General features: G+C 72.6%; 17 protein-coding genes and 1 tRNA gene. 10 read left to right on the top strand and 8 right to left on the bottom strand.

What is annotated here, in order from left to right:
* Positions 1-77: 77 nt before the first annotated feature.
* On the bottom strand, positions 78-1,574 hold the full coding sequence (locus tag ACSMTC_RS26080) for a serine hydrolase domain-containing protein (RefSeq protein ID WP_436562134.1): 1,497 nt from the start codon (positions 1,572-1,574) through the stop codon (positions 78-80).
* Between the two features lie 458 nt (positions 1,575-2,032).
* Positions 2,033-2,809: a pirin family protein gene (locus ACSMTC_RS26075; RefSeq protein WP_436562133.1), complete on the bottom strand. Its 777-nt coding sequence runs from the start codon at positions 2,807-2,809 to the stop codon at positions 2,033-2,035.
* 273 nt (positions 2,810-3,082) lie between these two features.
* Between ACSMTC_RS26075 and ACSMTC_RS26070 the strand changes: the two genes are divergently transcribed.
* From ACSMTC_RS26070 to fabF, 5 genes are all read left to right on the top strand, one after another.
* Positions 3,083-4,279 (top strand): PucR family transcriptional regulator, encoded by a 1,197-nt coding sequence (locus tag ACSMTC_RS26070; protein WP_436564813.1) that lies wholly within the window; start codon positions 3,083-3,085, stop codon positions 4,277-4,279.
* Between the two features lie 92 nt (positions 4,280-4,371).
* Positions 4,372-5,316: an ACP S-malonyltransferase gene (locus tag ACSMTC_RS26065; RefSeq protein ID WP_436562132.1), complete on the top strand. Its 945-nt coding sequence runs from the start codon at positions 4,372-4,374 to the stop codon at positions 5,314-5,316.
* The gene (locus tag ACSMTC_RS26060; protein WP_436562131.1) at positions 5,313-6,344 is read left to right on the top strand and encodes a beta-ketoacyl-ACP synthase III; all 1,032 of its coding nucleotides are present in this window, start codon (positions 5,313-5,315) and stop codon (positions 6,342-6,344) included. Before ACSMTC_RS26065 ends, ACSMTC_RS26060 begins: the two co-directional genes overlap by 4 nt.
* A 114-nt stretch (positions 6,345-6,458) precedes the next feature.
* Entirely contained in the window at positions 6,459-6,701 is a 243-nt protein-coding gene (locus tag ACSMTC_RS26055; protein ID WP_436562130.1) for an acyl carrier protein, read from the top strand.
* A gap of 140 nt (positions 6,702-6,841) precedes the next feature.
* Entirely contained in the window at positions 6,842-8,107 is a 1,266-nt protein-coding gene (gene fabF / locus ACSMTC_RS26050; RefSeq protein ID WP_436562129.1) for a beta-ketoacyl-ACP synthase II, read from the top strand.
* 186 nt (positions 8,108-8,293) lie between these two features.
* Here fabF and ACSMTC_RS26045 read toward each other — a convergent pair whose 3' ends face one another.
* Positions 8,294-8,788, bottom strand: coding sequence for a DUF3145 domain-containing protein (locus tag ACSMTC_RS26045; protein WP_436562128.1), 495 nt, complete (start codon positions 8,786-8,788; stop codon positions 8,294-8,296).
* Between the two features lie 388 nt (positions 8,789-9,176).
* Entirely contained in the window at positions 9,177-10,202 is a 1,026-nt protein-coding gene (locus ACSMTC_RS26040) for an NADP-dependent oxidoreductase (RefSeq protein WP_436562127.1), read from the bottom strand.
* Positions 10,203-10,315: 113 nt separating this feature from the next.
* Between ACSMTC_RS26040 and ACSMTC_RS26035 the strand changes: the two genes are divergently transcribed.
* Positions 10,316-10,816, top strand: coding sequence for a MarR family winged helix-turn-helix transcriptional regulator (locus ACSMTC_RS26035; RefSeq protein WP_436562126.1), 501 nt, complete (start codon positions 10,316-10,318; stop codon positions 10,814-10,816).
* Between the two features lie 143 nt (positions 10,817-10,959).
* Positions 10,960-12,450 (top strand): LCP family protein, encoded by a 1,491-nt coding sequence (locus ACSMTC_RS26030; protein ID WP_436562125.1) that lies wholly within the window; start codon positions 10,960-10,962, stop codon positions 12,448-12,450.
* Between the two features lie 33 nt (positions 12,451-12,483).
* Here the strand turns inward: ACSMTC_RS26030 and ACSMTC_RS26025 are convergent, their stop codons facing one another.
* The 3 genes from ACSMTC_RS26025 to ACSMTC_RS26015 all read right to left on the bottom strand — a co-directional run bounded on the left by ACSMTC_RS26025 (position 12,484) and on the right by ACSMTC_RS26015 (position 14,831).
* On the bottom strand, positions 12,484-13,392 hold the full coding sequence (locus tag ACSMTC_RS26025; protein ID WP_436562124.1) for a 1-aminocyclopropane-1-carboxylate deaminase/D-cysteine desulfhydrase: 909 nt from the start codon (positions 13,390-13,392) through the stop codon (positions 12,484-12,486).
* A 78-nt stretch (positions 13,393-13,470) separates the two neighbouring features.
* Positions 13,471-14,220, bottom strand: coding sequence for a class F sortase (locus ACSMTC_RS26020; protein ID WP_436562123.1), 750 nt, complete (start codon positions 14,218-14,220; stop codon positions 13,471-13,473).
* 173 nt (positions 14,221-14,393) lie between these two features.
* Positions 14,394-14,831, bottom strand: coding sequence for a hypothetical protein (locus tag ACSMTC_RS26015; protein ID WP_436562122.1), 438 nt, complete (start codon positions 14,829-14,831; stop codon positions 14,394-14,396).
* A gap of 322 nt (positions 14,832-15,153) precedes the next feature.
* Here ACSMTC_RS26015 and ACSMTC_RS26010 point away from each other — a divergent pair, with 322 nt between their 5' ends.
* Both ACSMTC_RS26010 and ACSMTC_RS26005 read left to right on the top strand, forming a co-directional pair.
* Positions 15,154-15,954 carry a polysaccharide deacetylase family protein gene (locus tag ACSMTC_RS26010; RefSeq protein ID WP_436562121.1) on the top strand — a complete coding sequence of 267 codons (801 nt, stop codon included), beginning with the start codon at positions 15,154-15,156 and terminating at the stop codon, positions 15,952-15,954.
* Between the two features lie 338 nt (positions 15,955-16,292).
* Complete coding sequence (locus ACSMTC_RS26005) at positions 16,293-16,895, top strand: GOLPH3/VPS74 family protein (protein ID WP_436562120.1); 603 nt, start codon at positions 16,293-16,295, stop codon at positions 16,893-16,895.
* Positions 16,896-17,127: 232 nt separating this feature from the next.
* Here ACSMTC_RS26005 and ACSMTC_RS26000 read toward each other — a convergent pair.
* A tRNA-Ile gene (locus ACSMTC_RS26000) sits at positions 17,128-17,204 on the bottom strand.
* Positions 17,205-17,449: 245 nt separating this feature from the next.
* Here ACSMTC_RS26000 and ACSMTC_RS25995 point away from each other — a divergent pair.
* Positions 17,450-18,319, top strand: coding sequence for a trypsin-like serine peptidase (locus ACSMTC_RS25995; RefSeq protein WP_436562119.1), 870 nt, complete (start codon positions 17,450-17,452; stop codon positions 18,317-18,319).
* Positions 18,320-18,331: the final 12 nt, after the last annotated feature.

Genomic DNA, 18,331 nt, shown 5'->3' with positions numbered 1-18,331 from the left:
CAGACACCCGGATCCGGCCCGGCACAGGCCCCAACCGCCCTGTGCCGGGCCGGAGTTCGGCCGTCGCGGCGCTACGGTCAGCTCGCCCCGGCCCCGGGCCGCCCGGAGCGGGACCCCGAGGACGGGAACGAGGCGGGCCCGGACGGCGACGGCAGGTCCGAGGGCACGTCCGAAGCCGCACCCGAGGGCGCTTGTGACCGCGGCGAGGATGCGGACGGAGCGGACACGGGGCCCGAGGGCGACGGGGAGGCCGCCCCGGTGGGGGACGGGTACGGCGAGGTGGGGAACCCCGATGCGTCCGACTCCGAGCCGGACGGCTCCACTCCGGACGGCTCCACTCCGGACGGCGAGGCGGAGGACCCGGACGGCGAGGCGGAGGACCCGGACGGCGAGGCGGAGGACCCGGACGGCGAAGCCGCCGCTGCCGGGCCCGCCGGCAGCGAGTACACGTTCCCCGGCGTCACGATGCGGGTGATCTCCTCACCGAGCAGCGTCGAGTTCTCCGAGCCCTGGTAGCTCGCATCGGTGTTGGTGAGCACCACCAGGCTGGCTTTCGCGGACGGCAGGTACAGCACCAGACTCTGGTAGCCGGGAACCGAACCGTTGTGCCCGACCCACCCGTTGTCGCCGAGCAGCCCCAGGCCGTAACCCGTGTTGGGGTAGCCGGTGGGCAGCATCTGCAGCCGCTGCGCCTGGGTGCCGGGGCTGAGCAGGGTCCCTGTGGCCAGCGCCCCGGCCCAGTTCTGCAGGTCGGTGAGGTTGGAGATCATGGTTCCGGCCGCCCAGGCCCAGGACGGGTTCCAGTCGGTCGCGTCCGCGCTCGCGCCACCCGGTGTCTGCCCCGCGCTCGCGCTCTGACTCGCACTCGCGCTCTGGCCGGCACTCGCACTCTGGCCGGCATCCGGCGTCTGGCCTCCGGCGGCCGCCATCTGGCTGGTGTAGCCGTGCGCGTGCGGGTCGGGGAAGGACGCGTCCGTCGGGAAGACCGTGTGCTGCAGGCCCGCCGGCCCGAACACCTGCTGCTGCAGGAAGTCCTGGAGCGGCTGGCCGGAGGCCTTCTCCACCACCATGCCGAGCAGGACGGTGTTGGTGTTGGAGTACTGGTACTGGCTCCCCGGGTCGAAGGACACCGGGTGCCTGAAGCTGTAGCCGAGCAGTTCCTGCGGCGTGAACGGCCTGGCGGGGTTGGAGAGCAGGAGGTTCACGAACTCCTGGTCCGAGCTGTGCGGGTACAGGCCACTGCGCATCTGGGCCAGCTGCCGCAGGGTGATCCGGTCCCCGTTCGGCACCCCGGCGACGTACTTGCCGATCGGATCGTCCAGCCCGACCTTGCCCGCGTCCACCAGGCGCAGCAGCGCGGTGACGGTGAAGGTCTTGGTCACACTGCCGATCCGCATGTTCAGATCGGTGGTCATGGCCGTGTTGCCGCTGCGGTCGGCGACCCCGAACGCCTTGGTGTAGGTGCCGTTACCGGGGATCGAGAGCCCCACGATCACCCCGGGCACATCGGCCTTCCGCATCACCTCGCCGACCGCCGCGTCGAGTTGGGCGGTCACCGCCGGGGTCAGCTCCACCGGAGGGCTGCTGGAGGCGGCCGCCGACCCCGCTCCCGACCCCGCTCCCGACGCCGGGGCCGACGCGGAGGCGTAGCCGGCGCCGGACGTACCGGCGTTCGAGGCGGCGACCACCAGGCCGGGGGTCCCGGAGCAGCCCGCGCCCGTCAGGAGGGCGGCGACGACGAGACCTGCCAGGCATATCCTGCCTCGCGGTCCGTACACACACCGTTGCTGGGAGGGGTCGGCCATGTCGAGGCGCCTCTCTGGGCGGGAGCGGGGGAAGCGGCCCACGGCTGCGGCCCCGCGGCGAGGGGGCGGTACGGGCCATCGCCAACGTAAGCCGCCACCACCCGTATCGCCCTCCCGCTGACCCGTTCGGGGTCAGGCCGCGTGCGGGGGCTCCCCCGGAACCCGGAGCGCGGTCCGGTCGCCCGGGGCGGGAGACGGCTCCCGTACCCGCCCGCGGTGCCCGGCCCTCAGCCGTACTTCAGCCCCGAGTGCATCTCCCAGAGCAGCAGCTGAGCGCCGTCCGCCCCCGCCGTCGGATCGGCGAACGCGTTCCCGGTGACCCGGACGCTGTCCCCCGCCGTCATCGACCTCCCGCCCCCCTGCGGCCCCGGGACCGTCCGGTATCCCACCGAGCCGTCCGTCAGGTGGAGGTACCGGTAGGGCGCCTGCGGCAGCGCGGGCAGCGGCTGCCAGGGACCGGCCGTGACCAGGTAGAGCGCGGCGTCGCTGCGCCGCAGCCGGAGCGCGTCCGTATCGGCGTCCCGTTCCAGTCCGGACGCGAGCAGCGTCAGCCCGTCCGCGGCCGGCTCGACGCGGCGCAGCCCGTAGCCGGGCGGAGTGTCGAACGAGTCCGGCTGCAGCCACATCTGTACGAACCGCACCGGCACCTCGGCCCCGCCGACGTTGCGCTCGGTGTGGCTGACCCCGGAGCCCGCGCTGAGGTGCTGGACCATGCCCGGGCGGACCACGCCCGCGTGGCCGTCGCCGTCCCGGTGGGCGAGGGCGCCCTCGACGACCCAGGTGAGGATCTCGGTGTCGCGGTGGCGGTGCTCGTCGAAGCCCGCGCCGGGGGCCAGGGTCTCCTCGTTGCAGGCGAGCAGCGCCCCGAAGTGGGTGTTCTTCGGGTCGTAGTGGCCGGCGAAGGAGAAGGCGTGCCTGGTCTCGATGCCTTCGGCCGGCGTGGAACGGTAGCGCTCGGTCGATCGGCGCAGGTCGGCACGGGGGCGGGTGGCGGCGTCAGTCACGACTGACACCGTAGCCGGTGTGACCGGAGCCACCGCCACAACCGGCGGGGGTGTGCACGAGCACCGACCGACGTGAGGCAGGCTTGTCCTGTGCCAGCCGCTTCAGCGAATTCCGACAAGAAGTCCGGGGCCACGAAGGCCGCGCCCGCGAAGGCCGGGGCCGGAAGGGCCGCCGCGCCCGCCCCAGGGCCCGAGGACACCGGGCCCGCGCAGGCTCCGGCGAAGGCCCCCGCCAAGGCCGCCGAGCGTCCGCGCAACGGCAGGCCGGGACGGCTGACCGCGCAGGAGCGCAAGCTGGCCGCCGAGCGGGCCGAGCTGCGGGCCGCGACGCTCAAGCGGCTGGAGAAGTCGGCGGGCAAGCTGGCCAGCGCCGCGATCGCGCGGATGGACGACCAGCTGGGCTGGTACCGGCGGATGCCGCCGGAGCACCGGTCCTGGATCGGCCTGGTCGCCCAGGCCGGTATCGCCGCCTTCACCGAGTGGTACCGCCACCCGGAGGCCCCCCAGGCGATCTCGACGGACGTCTTCGGCACCGCACCCCGCGAGCTGACCAGGGCGATCACCCTGCGCCAGACCGTGGAGCTGATCCGCACCACCATCGAGGTGATGGAGGAGGCCATCGAGGAGGTGGCCGCCCCCGGCGACGAGGCCGGGATGCGCGAGTCGGTCCTGGTGTACGCGCGGGAGATCGCCTTCGCCACCGCCCAGGTGTACGCGCAGGCGGCGGAGGCGCGCGGCGCGTGGGACGCGCGGCTTGAGGCGCTGGTCGTCAACTCGCTGCTCTCCGGTGATGCGGACGAGGGAGTGCTCTCCCGGGCCGCCGCGCTGGGCTGGGGCCAGCCGACCCAGGTCCGGGTGGTGATGGGCAGCGCCCCGGACGGGGACAGCGAGCTGGTGGTGGAGGCGATCCGCCGGGCCGCCAGATACGCCAAGCTGCATGTGCTGACCGGTGTCCTGGGCAAGCGGCTGGTCGTGGTGGTCGGCGGCGACAAGGAGCCGGTGCACGCCGCGCGGGCGCTGATCGGCCAGTTCGCGCCGGGCCCGGTGGTGGTCGGCCCGACCGTGCCCGACCTGCTGTCGGCGACCAGATCCGCGGCGGCCGCGGCCGCCGGGCTGCGGGCCTGCGCCGCCTGGCCGGACGCCCCGCGTCCGGTGCTGGCGGACGACCTGCTGCCCGAGCGGGCACTGGCCGGCGACCGGGCCGCGCGGCGGCAGCTGGTGGAGGAGATCTACACACCGCTCGACGAGGCCGGTTCGGCACTGCTGGAGACCCTGAGCGTCTACCTTGAGCAGGCCTCCTCTTTGGAGGGAGCCGCCAGGATGCTCTTCGTCCATCCGAACACGGTGCGCTACCGGCTGCGACGTGTGACCGATGTCACCGGCTATGCTCCGTCCGACGTACGGTCGGCGTTCACCCTGCGCATCGCTCTCGCGCTGGGCCGTCTCGGATCGGTCGCCGAACAGGGCTGACCCCGCCCTGTAGGGACTCCACAATCCCGCATGCTTTTCTTCGTTACCGTCGCCTACCCGTCCCCGGGTGCCTGGCGAGAGAGGGTTGAACCGTGCTCGTAATCGTCGCCCCTGGACAGGGTGCCCAGACCCCTGGCTTCCTCAGCCCCTGGCTGGAGCTGGACGGCGCTGCCGACCGGCTGCAGCGCTGGTCGGCCGTGGCCGGGATCGACCTGGTCCGCTTCGGCACCGAAGCGGGCGAGGAAGAGATCAAGGACACCGCCGTCGCCCAGCCGCTGCTGGTCGCTGCCGGTCTGCTCACCGCCCGTGCCCTGTTCCCCGACGAGGCCGAGGCCCGCAAGCTGGTCGGCGCGGTCGCCGGTCACAGCGTCGGTGAGATCACCGCCGCCGCCTGCGCCGGTGTGCTGAGCGCGCACGACGCGCTGGCATTTGTCCGTGAGCGCAGCCTGGCCATGGCCGAGGCCGCCGCCCGGACCGCGACCGGGATGGCCGCGCTGCTCGGTGGCGACCCCGAGGTGGTCGCCGCCAAGCTGGCCGAGCACGGGCTGACGGCCGCCAACAACAACGGCGGCGGGCAGATCGTCGCGGCCGGCACGCTGGAGCAGCTGGCGGCGCTCAAGGCCGACCCGCCGGCCGGTGCCCGGCTGATCCCGCTCAAGGTGGCCGGTGCGTTCCACACCGAGCACATGGCCCCGGGCGTGGAGCGCCTGGCCAAGCTGGCGCCCACCCTGACCGTCTCGGACCCCCTGGTCTCGTACGTCTCCAACCGGGACGGCGAGGTCGTGGACTCCGGTGCCGAGGTGCTGGACCGCCTGGTGTCGCAGGTCTCCAACCCGGTCCGCTGGGACCTGTGCATGGAGACCCTGGGGCAGCTGGGCGCCACCGCCGTGATCGAGCTCTCCCCGGCGGGCACCCTCACCAACCTGATCAAGCGAAACCTCAAGGGTGTGGCGACGCTGGCCCTCAAGACCCCCGCCGATCTCGACAAGGCGCGCGCGCTGGTCGCGGAGCACGGCGGTCAGGAGCAGAACGCATGACCACCGCGCAGATCCGTCCCTCGACCGGCGCCGCGTACTCGCGGATCCACGGAGTGGGCGGCTACCGCCCGGTCCGGGTGATCCCGAACGCCGAGGTGCTGAACTGGATCGACTCCTCCGACGAGTGGATCCGTACCCGCAGCGGGATCGCCGAGCGCCGCTGGGCGGGCCCGGAGGAGACCGTCAGCGAGATGTCGGTCCAGGCGGCCGGCAAGGCGATCGCCCAGGCCGGGATCGACCCGGCACAGATCGGCGGCGTGATCGTCGCGACCGTCTCGCACCTCAAGCAGACCCCGGCCATCGCGACCGAGATCGCCGAGCGGCTCGGCTGCGGCACCGCCCCGGCCTTCGACGTCTCGGCCGCCTGCGCGGGCTTCGGCTACGGCCTGAGCCTGGCCGACGGCATGGTGCGCGGCGGCAGCGCCGAGTACGTGCTGGTGATCGGCGTGGAGCGGCTCAGCGACCTGACCGACACCTCGGACCGCTCGACCGCCTTCATCTTCGGTGACGGCGCGGGCGCGGCCATCGTCGGCCCGTCCGACACCCCCGGGATCGGCAAGGTCATCTGGGGTTCGGACGGCTCGCAGAAGGACGTCATCTCCCAGACGCAGGCCTGGGACACCGCCTTCGTCAAGGCCGACGCCGTCAACGGCGCCGGCGACGAGGTACGGTGGCCCGCGCTGCGGATGGAGGGCCAGACGGTCTTCCGCTGGGCCGTGTGGGAGATGGCCAAGGTCGCCCAGCAGGCGCTGGACGCCGCCGGGATCACCGCCGACCAGCTCGGTGCGTTCATCCCGCACCAGGCCAACATGCGGATCACCGATGCCATGATCAAGGCGCTCAAGCTGCCCGGCTCGGTCCCCGTGGCCCGCGACATCGTCGAGACCGGCAACACCTCCGCCGCCTCCATTCCGCTCGCCATGGAGCGGATGCTGGAGGCCGGTGAGGCCAAGAGCGGCGACCTCGCACTGATCATCGGCTTCGGGGCGGGTCTGGTCTACGCCGCGGCAGTCGTTACTCTCCCCTAGGCAACATCACCGCCAGTTGCACCACCGTGTCCCGCATCCGTGGGCGCGGCACCGAAAACCTGCCGACTGTCCGCCGGGCAGTGGGCGATCCACAGCGAAGAGGAGCAGCCGATTATGGCTACCAAGGACGAGGTCCTGGAAGGTCTTGCCGACATCGTCAACGAGATCGCCGGCATCCCGGTCGAGGACGTCGAGCTCGACAAGTCCTTCACCGACGACCTGGACGTCGACTCGCTCTCCATGGTCGAGGTCGTCGTGGCCGCCGAGGAGAAGTTCGAGGTGAAGATCCCGGACGACAAGGTCAAGGACCTGAAGACCGTCGGCGACGCCGTCGACTACATCCTGGCCAACGCCTGATCCACCTCCGGTCTCCGGTGACCGAACCGGCCGGGGCGTCTGACACGTCCCGGCCGGTGATCCCGGCCCAGGGCCCATCCCCGGCCTCACCCTTCGGCCCGGCCCACCCTCCCCGCACAACGTGAGAGAAGAAGAAACCAGTGACCGCTGAAAATCGCACCGTGGTCGTCACAGGTATCGGCGCCTTCACGCCGCTGGGCGGCACCGCCGCCTCGTTCTGGGAGGGCCTGCTTGAGGGCCGTTCCGGTGTCGTCGAGCTGACCGAGGAGTGGGCCGCCCAGCTGCCCGTCCGGATCGCCGCGCGCACCGCCGTGGACCCGGCCGAGATCCTCCCCCGTCCGCTGGCCCGCAAGCTGGACCGCTCGGCGCAGTTCGCCCTGATCGCGGCCCGCGAGGCCTGGGCCGACGCCGGCTTCGAGGTTCCCGCCACCGACGAGTCCTCCAAGCTGACCCCCGAGCGCCTGGGCGCCGTGATCGCCTCCGGCATCGGCGGTGTGACCACCCTGCTCGACCAGTACGACGTGCTGAAGGAGAAGGGCGTCCGCAAGGTCTCCCCGCACACCGTCCCGATGCTGATGCCCAACTCCCCGGCGGCCAACGTCGGTCTGGAGTTCGGTGCCCGCGCCGGCGTGCACACTCCCGTCTCCGCCTGTGCCTCCGGCGCCGAGGCGATCGGCTACGCGATCGAGATGATCCGCAGCGGCCGCGCCGACGTCGTGGTGGCCGGCGGCACCGAGGCGGCGATCCACCCGCTGCCGATCGCCGCGTTCGCCAACATGATGGCGATGTCCAAGAACAACGAGGAGCCGCAGCGCGCCTCCCGCCCGTACGACAAGGGCCGTGACGGCTTCGTGCTGGGCGAGGGCGCCGGCGTGGTCGTGCTGGAGTCGGCCGAGCACGCGGCCGCCCGCGGTGCCCGCGTCTACTGCGAGGCCGTCGGTCAGGGCCTCTCCTCCGACGCGCACCACATCGCGCAGCCGGAGCCGACCGGTGCCGGCATCGCCCAGGCGCTGGCCGGCCTGTTCGAGCAGACCGACCTGGACAAGGCCGAGGTCGTGCACGTCAACGCGCACGCCACCTCGACCCCGCAGGGCGACGTCGCCGAGATCAAGGCGCTGCGCAAGGAACTCGGTGACCACGTCGACCACATCGCCATCTCGGCGACCAAGTCGATGACCGGCCACCTGCTGGGCGGTGCCGGCGGCATCGAGACCGTCGCCACCGTGCTCGCGCTCCACAACCGCCTCGCCCCGCCGACCACCAACGTCGACGACCTGGACGACGAGGTCGACGCGGACATCGTCCGCGGCGAGCCCCGCAAGCTCCCCGAGGGCCGCATCGCCGCCCTCAACAACTCCTTCGGCTTCGGCGGCCACAACGTGGTCCTCGCCTTCCGCACCGTCTGACGCACAGCCAGCGCACAAGGGCCGTACCGGAGTTGCCGGTACGGCCCTTGTGCGTGCGGACCTTCGGGGACAGGCGGGCATGCTCTCGGGGCGCGGGGAGCCGCCCGGTCCGGAAGGCAGTGGTCGGCGCCGCCCCGCCAAGGAGCAAGGCGCATCGGGCGGTCGAAGACGGCTCCCGCCCGGCCCTCAGACCACCTGGTGCAGCCAGCGCACCGGAGCGCCCTCGCCCGCGTAGCGGAAGGGTTCGAGCTCGTCGTCCCACGGCTTGCCGAGCAGCCGCGCCAACTCGGCCTCCAGGTCGCCACCCTCGGTCTTGGCCCGCAGCAGCACGGCCCGCAGCCGGTCCTCCGGAATCAGGATGTCCCCGTGGAGCCCGGTGACCGCGTGGAAGATGCCGAGCGTGGGCGTACTGCTGTAGCGCTCCCCCTCCGCGCCGGCGCAGGGCTCGCTGGTCACCTCGTACCGGAGCAACTGCCAACCGCGCAGGGCGGATGCCAGCTTCGACGCGGTGCCGGGCTCCCCCTGCCAGGAGAACTCGGCACGCCAGTGGCCGGGCGCGGCCGGCTGGCGGATCCAGTCGAGGCCGACCCGCACACCGAGCACGCCCGCGACCGCCCACTCGACGTGCGGGCACAGCGCGCGGGGCGCGGAGTGGACGTACAGGACTCCACGTGTCGTCACCGGGACCTCCAGGCTGTGGACGAGGGTCGCCTTCCCCAGCTGCCTCGTACCCGCCACCGGTCCTGCGTCGCCGCCTGACCGGTTCCTGCCCCCGCGACACTCAACTTATTCGACATTAGGTCATCAAGTTGAGCAAAACGGACAAGCTCTCGCTCAATGCTAGCCAGATCCGCCACGAGGTCTACCCCTCCTCCGGATCTCTCCCCCGAACGGCCCCATCCGCGACGGATCAACCGTAGCGGCCGGGGTCCGCGACAGGTGTGACGCTCCATCGAAAAGTCCGAATCCGTGCGCAGAACGTCCGCGCGGAACGCGGAAGGTCCGCACAGCGCGCCGGGCGCCCCCGCGGAGACCGATCCACGGGGGCGCCCGGACAGCGGACGGTGCGTCAGGAACCGAGCCGGACCACCATCTTGCCGGTGTTGTCGCCGCGCAGCAGGCCGAGGAAGGCCTCGAGGGCGTTCTCCACACCGTCCACGACGGTCTCGTCGTAGTGCAGGCTGCCGTCCTTCAGCCAGCCCGCCATCTCGGCGACGAACTGCGGCTGGAGCGCGGCGTGGTCGGCGACCAGCATGCCCTGCAGGCGCAGCCGCTTGCCGATGGCCTGCACCAGGTTGCGCGGACCCGCCGGCGCACTGGTGGCGTTGTACTGCGAGATCGCGCCGCAGAGGGTGGCCCGGCCGTGCACCTTGAGAGCGGAGATCGCCGCCTCCAGATGGTCGCCGCCGACGTTGTCGAAGTAGACGTCGATGCCGTCGGGAGCGGCCTCGGTCAGCAGGTCGTGGACCGGCCCGTCCTTGTAGTTGAAGGCGGCGTCGAAGCCGTAGTCGTCCACCAGCTTGGCGACCTTCTCCGCCGAACCGGCCGAACCGACCACCCGGGCCGCGCCCTTGAGCTTGGCGATCTGGCCGACCAGCGAGCCGACCGCGCCGGCCGCGCCGGAGACGAAGACGGTGTCGCCCGCCTTGAAGCCGCCGACCTCGAGCAGTCCGGCGTAGGCGGTCAGGCCGGGCATGCCGAGGATGCCCAGGTAGTAGGAGAGCGGGGCGAGTTCGGGGTCGACCTTGACCGCGTGCTTGGCGTCGACGGTGGCGTACTCGCGCCAGCCGAGGCCGTGCAGCACCGCGTCGCCCACCGCGAAGCCCTCGGCCTGCGAGGCCACCACGTAGCCGACCGCGCCGCCCTCCATCACCTCGCCGAGCCGGTACGGCGGAGCGTACGACCGCGCATCGTTCATCCGCCCGCGCATGTAGGGGTCGACCGACAGGTACGCGTTGCGGACCAGGATCTCTCCCGGCCCCGGCTGCCGAACCTCGGCCTCGACCAGGGCGAAGTCGCCGGTCTTGGGCCAGCCCTCCGGCCGGGCCTCCAGGTGCCACTCCCGCCCCGTGGTGGGCACTGCCTGCTCTGCCATGGCTGCACTCCCGATGTTCGTCCCGTACCCGGTCAACGTAAAAGGTTGACCTCCTAAAGCAATCGTGGACATGAAAGGTTCATGTTGTCAACTTTCCAGCTACACTCGAAAGCATGGAGATGCAACCGAGTCCGGTCGCCCCGCCGCCCACCGACGCGATCACCCGCGAGGTCGTGGACCTCATGGCGAGCCTGGTCGCGCTCTTCCACCGGGAGTACGAGGACGCCGCCGCCGCCCGATCACTCACCGGTGCCCAGGCGAAGGTGCTCGCACTGCTGAGACGCGGCCCGATGCCCATGCGCCAGATCGCCCAGACGCTGAGCTGCGAGCCGTCCAACATCACGGGCATCGTGGACCGGCTGGAGAACCGCGGGTTCGTCACCCGCGAGGCGGACCCGCAGGACCGCCGGGTCAAGCTGGTCGCCGCCACCGACACCGGCAGAGACGCCTCCGAGGAACTGCGCGAGTCGCTCAACTTCGCCCGCGAGCCGCTGGCCGCCCTCGCCGAGGGCGAGCGGGCCCAACTCCGCGACCTGCTGCGCCGGATGCTCGAAGGAGCCGGCCCGGAGGCCGCGCGCATCCCGGCCGGAGCCGTGGAGCGCAGCCGCTCCTGACGACCCCCCGGAGGGACCGCCGGTCCGCGCCCCCCTTGTTGGGGAGTGCGCTCGTACAACCGGACGCCTTGTCGAACCGTCTATCTGGTGAGAACCGCACCAGCCGGCCGGACCCCCGGGCGACCGTACAGAGAGCGCTGATGATGACCGACGCCAAGAGCCGTCCCGCCAAAGGCACTCCGGCCTCCCTCCGGGGCCGACTCGCCCGGGCCGCAGGGGCCACGGCCGCCGTCCTGGTACTGGCCGCCGGCGGCGGCGGAGCCTGGCTCTACTGGCACATCGACCACAACATCAGCACCTTCGACGCGGGCGGCATCGCACCCAGCCGGCCGCCGGCCGCGGCTCCCGTGACCGGCGGCGGGCGCCCGGTCAACGTCCTGCTGCTCGGTTCCGACAGCCGGGACGACGGCAACGAGGCCCTCGCCGGCGGCGAGGCGGGGGTCGGCAACTCGGACACCGCGATGCTGGTGCACATTTACGGCGACCACCGGCACGCCGTCGTGGTGTCGATACCCCGCGACACCCTGGTGACGATCCCGCCGTGCAGACTTCCCAGCGGCAAGTGGACCACCGCGCACGCCAACCAGATGTTCAACTCGGCCTTCACCGTCGGCGAGTTCCCGCAGGGCAACCCCGCCTGCACCCAGAACACCGTCGAGGCGCTGACCGGGCTGCGGGTCGACCACACCGTCGTGGTGGACTTCAAGGGCTTCGCCGCGATGACCGACGCCGTGCACGGCGTGGACGTCTGCGTCCCGAACGACGTGGACTCCTACGGGATAAAGCTCGCCAAGGGCCGCCAGACCCTCTCCGGGCAGCAGGCACTGGACTACGTACGGGCGCGGCACGGCTTCGGCGACGGTTCCGACATAGGCCGGATGAAGCGCCAGCAGGCCTTCGTCGCCTCGCTGATCAAGAAGGTCCAGGGCGAGGGCCTCAACCCGGCCACCCTGCTCCCGCTCGCCGACGCCGCCACCAAGTCGCTGACCGTCGACCCCGGACTGGGTACGGCGGTGAAGCTCGCCGACTTCGCGCAGTCACTGCGGAACATCAAGCTCACGGACATCAACTTCGTTACGGTGCCCTGGCGTTACTCGGGCGAACGGGTCGCCCTCATCCACCCCGACGCCGACCGGCTGTGGAACCTGCTGCGGCAGGACGACACCCTCGACGGCAAGAGCACCGGCCAGGAGGCAGCGAGCCCGTCCTCCTCGGCCGCTCCGTCCGCCGGTCCCTCCACCACCCCGTCGGCCTCCCCGGCCGCCGACCTTCCGGTGACCGTGTCCAACGGCTCGGGGACCGGCGGACTCGCCGGGCAGGCGGCCGACGCGCTCAGGGCGAAGGGCTACCGGAACGTCGTCCTCGGGCCCGACGCCTCCCCGCGCGGCACCACCCTGATCGGGTACGCCCCGGACCAGCGCGGGGCCGCCGAGCAGCTCACCCAGTACTTCACCGGTGCCACCCTCCGGGTGGACCCGTCCGCCGACGGTGTCACCGTCACCCTCGGCCGTGACTACGCACCGGACGACTCCGCCGCCACCCCGAGCGCCCCGCCCACCACCGTCCCGGTCACCATCGCCGAGAACACCCGCCCCGCCGACAGCGACCTCTGCACCGACCTCTCCTTCGGCTGAGCGGACCACCCGCGGAGGCCGGCCGCACCGCGGCTAGGCGTCCACCGGATCGGGCAGCCCGGTGACCACCACGGTCACCCTGGTCCCGGGCGCCAACTCCCCTGCGGCGGCCAGGTCGTGGACCGCCAACAGGGTCTTCGCCACGTACCGCAGCTCCACCGCCACCCCGTGCCGCCGCTCGAACTCCCCCGCGAACGCCTCGACTTCGGCCGGAACCCTGCCGTAGCCGCCACCGTGGTGGCCGTGGTGGATCCGCCAGTTCCCGAACTCCCTTGCATAGGTGGCATGGTGAAGACCTGTCACCTCGCGCTCCAGGTAGCCCTCACCGCGCAGCACCGCAACCCCGAGCGCCCGCGCACCGTCCGGCAGCCCGGCCGCGATCCCGGCCAGGGTGCCGCCGGTGCCGACCGGGCAGCAGAGCACGTCCCGCTCCCCGAGACCGGGGATCTCCGCCGGAATCCGCGCCGCCCCCTGTACCGCCAGGGCGTTGGACCCGCCCTCCGGCAGCACCAGACAGCGCCCCCACCGTCCGAGCAGCTCCCCGTACTTCTCGTGCTCCCCGGTCACCAGCGCCCGGTACTCCGAGCGGGAGACGAACTCCAGCCGCATCCCGGCCGCCTCGGCGGCCCGCAGCGACCAGTTCCGGGGCGCCGCCGCAAGCTCCTCGCCCCGGATCACCCCCACCGCCGACAGGCCCAGCGCCCGCGCGGCCGCCGCCACGGCCCGTACGTGCGTCGAGTACGCCCCGCCGAAGGTCAGCAGCCGGGTGTGCCCGTCGGCGAGAGCCTGCTCCAGGTTCGGGGCCAGCTTGCGCCACTTGTTGCCGGGAACGGTCGGGTGCGCCAGGTCGTCCCGCTTCAGCCGCAGCTCGACGCCCGCCCGGGCCAGCACGGGGTCGGTCAGCACCTGCAGCGGGGTCGGCAGGGCGGCGGGGGTGAGCATCCCGCCAGCATACGGAAGCGGCGGCCCCGGCCCCGCGGCCCGGGCTTCCGGGAGGGCCGCCCGGGCCCGGAGGACCACTCAGGCCTTGTGGGAGGACCGGAGGTGGGCGAACGCCACGATGTTCTCCGTGTAGTCCTTCAGCTTGCGGTCGTACATACCGCCGCAGGTGATCAGGCGCAGCTGGGCATCGGGGGTGTCGGCGTACACCTCGTTGTCCGGGAAGGCGTTCTTCGGGTACGTCTTCACCGCGTCCACCGCGAAGACCGCGACGGTACCGTCGGCCCTGGTGATCTCCACGGTGTTCCCGGGGGCCAGCGTGTAGAGCATCAGGAAGACCGCGGCTCCCTTGGTGGTGTCCACATGGCCGGCGAGCACCGAGGTGCCGCGCTCGCCCGGCGTGGGCCCCTCGCGGTACCAGCCGACCAGGTTGGGGTTGTCCGCGGGCGGGACCTCCAGCGCACCGGCCGCGTCCAGGCCGAGCTCGGTGAACGGCGCCTCGATGGACAGCTGCGGAATCCTGATCCTGGTCGGCTTGGACCGGCCCAGCGCGGGCGCCGCGTTCCCCGCGGCCGGGGCCCCGGGGGCGTTCGCGGCAGGCGACACCGGGGCGGCCGGCGGTGCGGCCGGTGATGCGGCGGCCGAGGGCGCGGCGTGCCCGGCGACGGCGGCCGGCGGCCGGACGGACACCATGCGCTGGTCCACCGACTGGTAGATCACCAGGGCCCCCAGCGCCGCCGCGCACATCGACCATCTGAGGAGCCGCTGACTGCCGCTCCGGCCGCCGGCAGCCGGCTGCTCGGCCTCGGCCTCGGTCGTCCCGTCTGCCATCGGCTTTCGTACCTCTCTCTCGTCTGGCCCGGCCGGGACCGGGAAGGCTCACCCGGGAGCCGGGAAGTGTCCGGAGTCGGCCGTCCGGGCCCGGCCGGGCCCACTCGCCGACGCGCCGTCGCGGCCGACACCGGGAGCGCGCCGGCCCCGACGGGACAGGAATCGCGTCATCCTCAGAGCACGCCGCCGACCGCCTTGCGGCGGCGCAGGGCGTAGGCGCCCAGGCCCAGCCCCGCACCCAGCAGCACGACGCCGGAGGTCAGACCGCCACCGGGGATCGCCAGGCCACCGCCACCGGTGTGCACACCGCCGCGCGGCTTGCGCCCCTCCTCCTGCGGGCCCTCCGCACGGGAGCCCTCCGAGTGGGAGCCCTCGGCCCACCTGTGGTCGTCCTTACGGTGCCCGCCCTCGCGGCGGTCGCCGTTCTTCCCCTCGTCCCGCCTTCCCCGGTCCTCCCGGGCCCGCTGGTCGGCGGCGGCCGCCGGAGCACCCTGGGCCGCCTTCGGGTCGGACGGCGATCCGGGACCGCTCACCGCGTGGGCGACGGGAGCACCGGAAGCGAGGACGGCGGCCACGGCCGCCCCGACGAGGCTGGTGGGCTGCACGCGCATGGGGTGATCCTTCCGGCGGGTCCGGACGACCGCCGATTCGGTCACCGGCTCAGGAGATCGCGGACTCACACTTCACGTTCAGTCACCTGACGACCACTCGCCACCGCTGACTCCCTTCCGGGTGACGCCCCGGCCCACATCCCTCCGCCGCGCCCACCGATGGCCGATTCCAGCTGACTCCCATTCAGCTGACGGAGTGGCGTACGGAGCCGGTACGGCCACCGACGGCGTGGCGCCGATCGAGTCGAGGGAGAGATCGGGCATGTTGTCACACCATCAGATGGTCCCCCGCAGGCTGCTTCTGAGCATCGCAGGAGTGGCCATGCTGTCGTCCGGCGCCTGCGGACCGCCGACCGGGCAGCGGAGCGGCACCACCCGGCCCAGCCCGCCGCACGGCACCCTCCCGCCTGCCGCCGGGCCCAGCAGCCACCCCGACGCCGCCTCCCCCGTCGCCTCCCCCGCCGCCCCCGTCGCGGACTTCCCCACGGCGAGGGTGCCCGCCCCGCCCCCGGCCACCGACCAGGCGCGTCCCGTCACCGCCCCGCTCTTCGAGCTGGAGACCTCGGACCGGCTGATCGCCCTCACCCTCGACGACGGCCCGCACCCCGCCCACACGCCGGTGGTGCTGGAACTGCTGCACCAGTACGGGATCCGCGCCACCTTCTTCCTGATCGGCGAGAACGCGGCCGCGAACCCCGCCCTGGTCCGGGCCATCGCCGACGCGGGCCACCACATCGCCAACCACACCTGGACCCACCCCGACCTGCGGCACCTGCCCGAGTCCCGGGTCCGCGACGAGCTGCGGCGCACCTCGGACCTGCTCCAGGAGACCACCGGCAGGCCCGTCACCTGGTTCCGCTCGCCCGGCGGCGACTGGCCGGACGTCACGCTGCGGGTCTGCTCGGAGCTCGGGATGCGGCCGATGGGCTGGTCCGTCGATCCCCGCGACTGGGACCGGCCGGGCACCACGGCGATCACCAACCGGGTCCTGACAGGCGTCCGGCCCGGCGCGATCGTGCTCAACCACGACGGGGGCGGCGACCGCTCCCAGACCGTCGCCGCCCTGCGCACCTGCCTGCCGACCCTGATCGGCAACGGCTACCGCTTCACCGCACCACGATGAGCCGAACCCCGTCGGGAAACACGGCGCCGGCCGGACAGCCGTACGGCCGCCCCGCACCCCGCTCGTCGGACCGTGCGACGCCGGTACCGGGACACGGCCGGCGCGGGGGTGCACCCGCCGTCCTCGCTCCCTAGGCTCGTAACGGGAGTACTCGGCACGGGAGTACTCACCGGCGGCCCGCACCCACCCGACCCGCGCCCGGCCCTCACCTCCACCTCCTGCCGCAGCGGTGGCAGACTCACCGGCCACGGCAGACGGCCCTGCCGCCGGGCATCGTGCGAGGTGCCGGACGAGCCGATACCGCAGCGCCTGCCGCCGCCCCTGACGCGGAGCCCTCCATGACCACAGCCCGGGACCTGATGATCACATCCATGGACGTGGCGCCCGGCCGCCCGGTGGAGCGGGGCGAGATGTCGCTCGCGCTGGCGGGAGCCGAGTTGATCGACCTCCTGACCGCCGGGGCCGCCACCCTTGACGACGATCGAATCGTGCCCGGCGACCGGACGGCCACCGCCGATCGCCTGCTGGACCAGGCCGCGGCCTCGCTCCGGGAGGCGCCGTACGAGTCCGTCGGCGACTGGCTGTGGCGCAGAGGCCGCGGCCTGGCCTCGACCTATCTGGCCGTTCTAGAGGCGGAAGGGCGGCTCACCCGGCGGCACCACCGCTGGATGCCCTTCGAGACCGGCCGGCCGGTGCTGACCGATTCACCCGACCGCCGCCTGGCGGAGGACCGCTGGGCGGCGAACGAACCGGTCCTCACCATCCTCGCGACGACGGCCGGGTTCCGAGACCAGGAGACCGGAGACACCCCGGGCGCGGTCGGCGAAGCGGTGGAGACCGTGCTCGCCGCGGTCGGCGACGCGGTGGTGGAGCTGGAGGCCGTACGGCAACGGCGGACCATCGAGCAGGCGGCCTTCGACAACATCTGGCGGGGCGGCTGACAGCGGCACACGGGAAGCCACCCGGACGGAGGGCCGGGCAGCCGTCACGACCGGCAAACGCGCTGCTCAGCCCCGCCGCACGTCACCTCGGCATCCCCATGCGTTCCCATACGGGTGAATATTGGGATGCCACCGCGCCTGATGGGTAGTCATACCTCTACAGTTACCGCAGAGGAGTCGCGCATTTCCCCAGGTCAGAGGGTTACGCTGGCAGACGGTCCATCAGATTAGATGGTGGGGCGGGTGGGACTCGAACCCACGACCAAGGGATTATGAGTCCCCTGCTCTAACCGGCTGAGCTACCGCCCCGGTTCGCCATGCATCCGGGCAGCAGCCGGTGCAGCGGCAGACAGCCCCTCAGGGCGTCCCCGGCAGCATAGCTGGTCGATCAGTCCTGATGCTCGCCCGGGGCCGCATCCGAGTACGCCCAGGTGTGCGCCGCCACCTCCGGGCGGGCCGACCTGGCGGCGATCCGCCCGATGGGTGAGGCTGGGAAGTCGGCACGGGGCAGTACGGGTGACGCGGTGGCACGGGCGGACCAGGGCGGTGGACAGGTGGCTGTTCGTAGACGGATCGGCCGGCGGGCGTGCGCGTTCGCCTGCACCCTCTGGCTGGCGGCGACCGGATGCGCCTCCTCCTCGGACTCGGCGAGCACGGCGAGCGGCCCCACCGGCCCCGGCGGGCACGCGGCGACCCCGAGCGTGAGCGCCGCCCACGGCTGGAGCCGCAAGCGCCTGCTCGCCGCGATCGCCAAACACCCCGGCACCACCCACACCGCGCGGGCCACCCCGTTCAACGCCCAGGTCGGGGCGGTCTTCACGCATGACGCGCAGGGCGACCACTTCTGCACCGCCAGCGTGGTCGACAGCGCCGGCGAGAACCTGATCGTGACCGCCGCGCACTGCGTCTACGACCCGATGACCGGGCAGCGCAGCGACCTGGTCTTCGTCCCCGGTTACCGCAACGGCGAGACTCCCCACGGGGTCTGGCCGCTGGTCTCGATCACCGTCGACCAGAGCTGGCAGGAGAGCGGGAACCCGGACATGGACGTGGCCTTCGCCATCGTCCAGCCGCAGGACGGCATGCAGATCCAGCAGGTGCTCGGCGCCAGCAGGCTGGGGATCAACAAGGGCTACCAGCTGCCCGTCCGGATCACCGGCTACCCCAGCAGCGGTGACGCCCCGATCACCTGCGCCAACGACACCACCGCGCAGAGCCCCACCCAGCTCCGGATCGAGTGTCCCGACTACACCGGCGGCACCAGCGGCAGCCCGTGGATCACCGGACTCGATCCGAAGAGCAGGACCGGCACCATCGTCGGTGTGATCGGCGGCTACCAGCAGGGCGGGGCCACCCCCGACGTCTCGTACAGCAGCTACTTCGGCGACCAGGTCCAGTCCCTCTACGATCGGGCCACCGGCTAGCGCATCGGGCTG

Source organism: Kitasatospora sp. HPM-01-4 (genome assembly GCF_051374625.1).
Classification (GTDB): Bacteria; Actinomycetota; Actinomycetes; order Streptomycetales; family Streptomycetaceae; genus Kitasatospora.
Note: the sequence above shows the minus strand (reverse complement) of the source record. Positions and strands in the feature narration are given on the sequence as shown.

Excerpts from the sequence above, each read along its gene's own strand:
- ACSMTC_RS26060 (WP_436562131.1), top strand. The coding sequence starts at position 5,313 with ATGACCACCGCGCAGATCCGTCCCTCGACCGGCGCCGCGTACTCGCGG.
- ACSMTC_RS26055 (WP_436562130.1), top strand. The coding sequence starts at position 6,459 with ATGGCTACCAAGGACGAGGTCCTGGAAGGTCTTGCCGACATCGTCAAC.
- ACSMTC_RS26040 (WP_436562127.1), bottom strand. The coding sequence starts at position 10,202 with ATGGCAGAGCAGGCAGTGCCCACCACGGGGCGGGAGTGGCACCTGGAG.
- ACSMTC_RS26035 (WP_436562126.1), top strand. The coding sequence starts at position 10,316 with ATGGAGATGCAACCGAGTCCGGTCGCCCCGCCGCCCACCGACGCGATC.
- ACSMTC_RS26030 (WP_436562125.1), top strand. The coding sequence starts at position 10,960 with ATGACCGACGCCAAGAGCCGTCCCGCCAAAGGCACTCCGGCCTCCCTC.
- ACSMTC_RS26025 (WP_436562124.1), bottom strand. The coding sequence starts at position 13,392 with ATGCTCACCCCCGCCGCCCTGCCGACCCCGCTGCAGGTGCTGACCGAC.
- ACSMTC_RS26020 (WP_436562123.1), bottom strand. The coding sequence starts at position 14,220 with ATGGCAGACGGGACGACCGAGGCCGAGGCCGAGCAGCCGGCTGCCGGC.
- ACSMTC_RS26015 (WP_436562122.1), bottom strand. The coding sequence starts at position 14,831 with ATGCGCGTGCAGCCCACCAGCCTCGTCGGGGCGGCCGTGGCCGCCGTC.
- ACSMTC_RS26010 (WP_436562121.1), top strand. The coding sequence starts at position 15,154 with ATGCTGTCGTCCGGCGCCTGCGGACCGCCGACCGGGCAGCGGAGCGGC.
- ACSMTC_RS26005 (WP_436562120.1), top strand. The coding sequence starts at position 16,293 with ATGACCACAGCCCGGGACCTGATGATCACATCCATGGACGTGGCGCCC.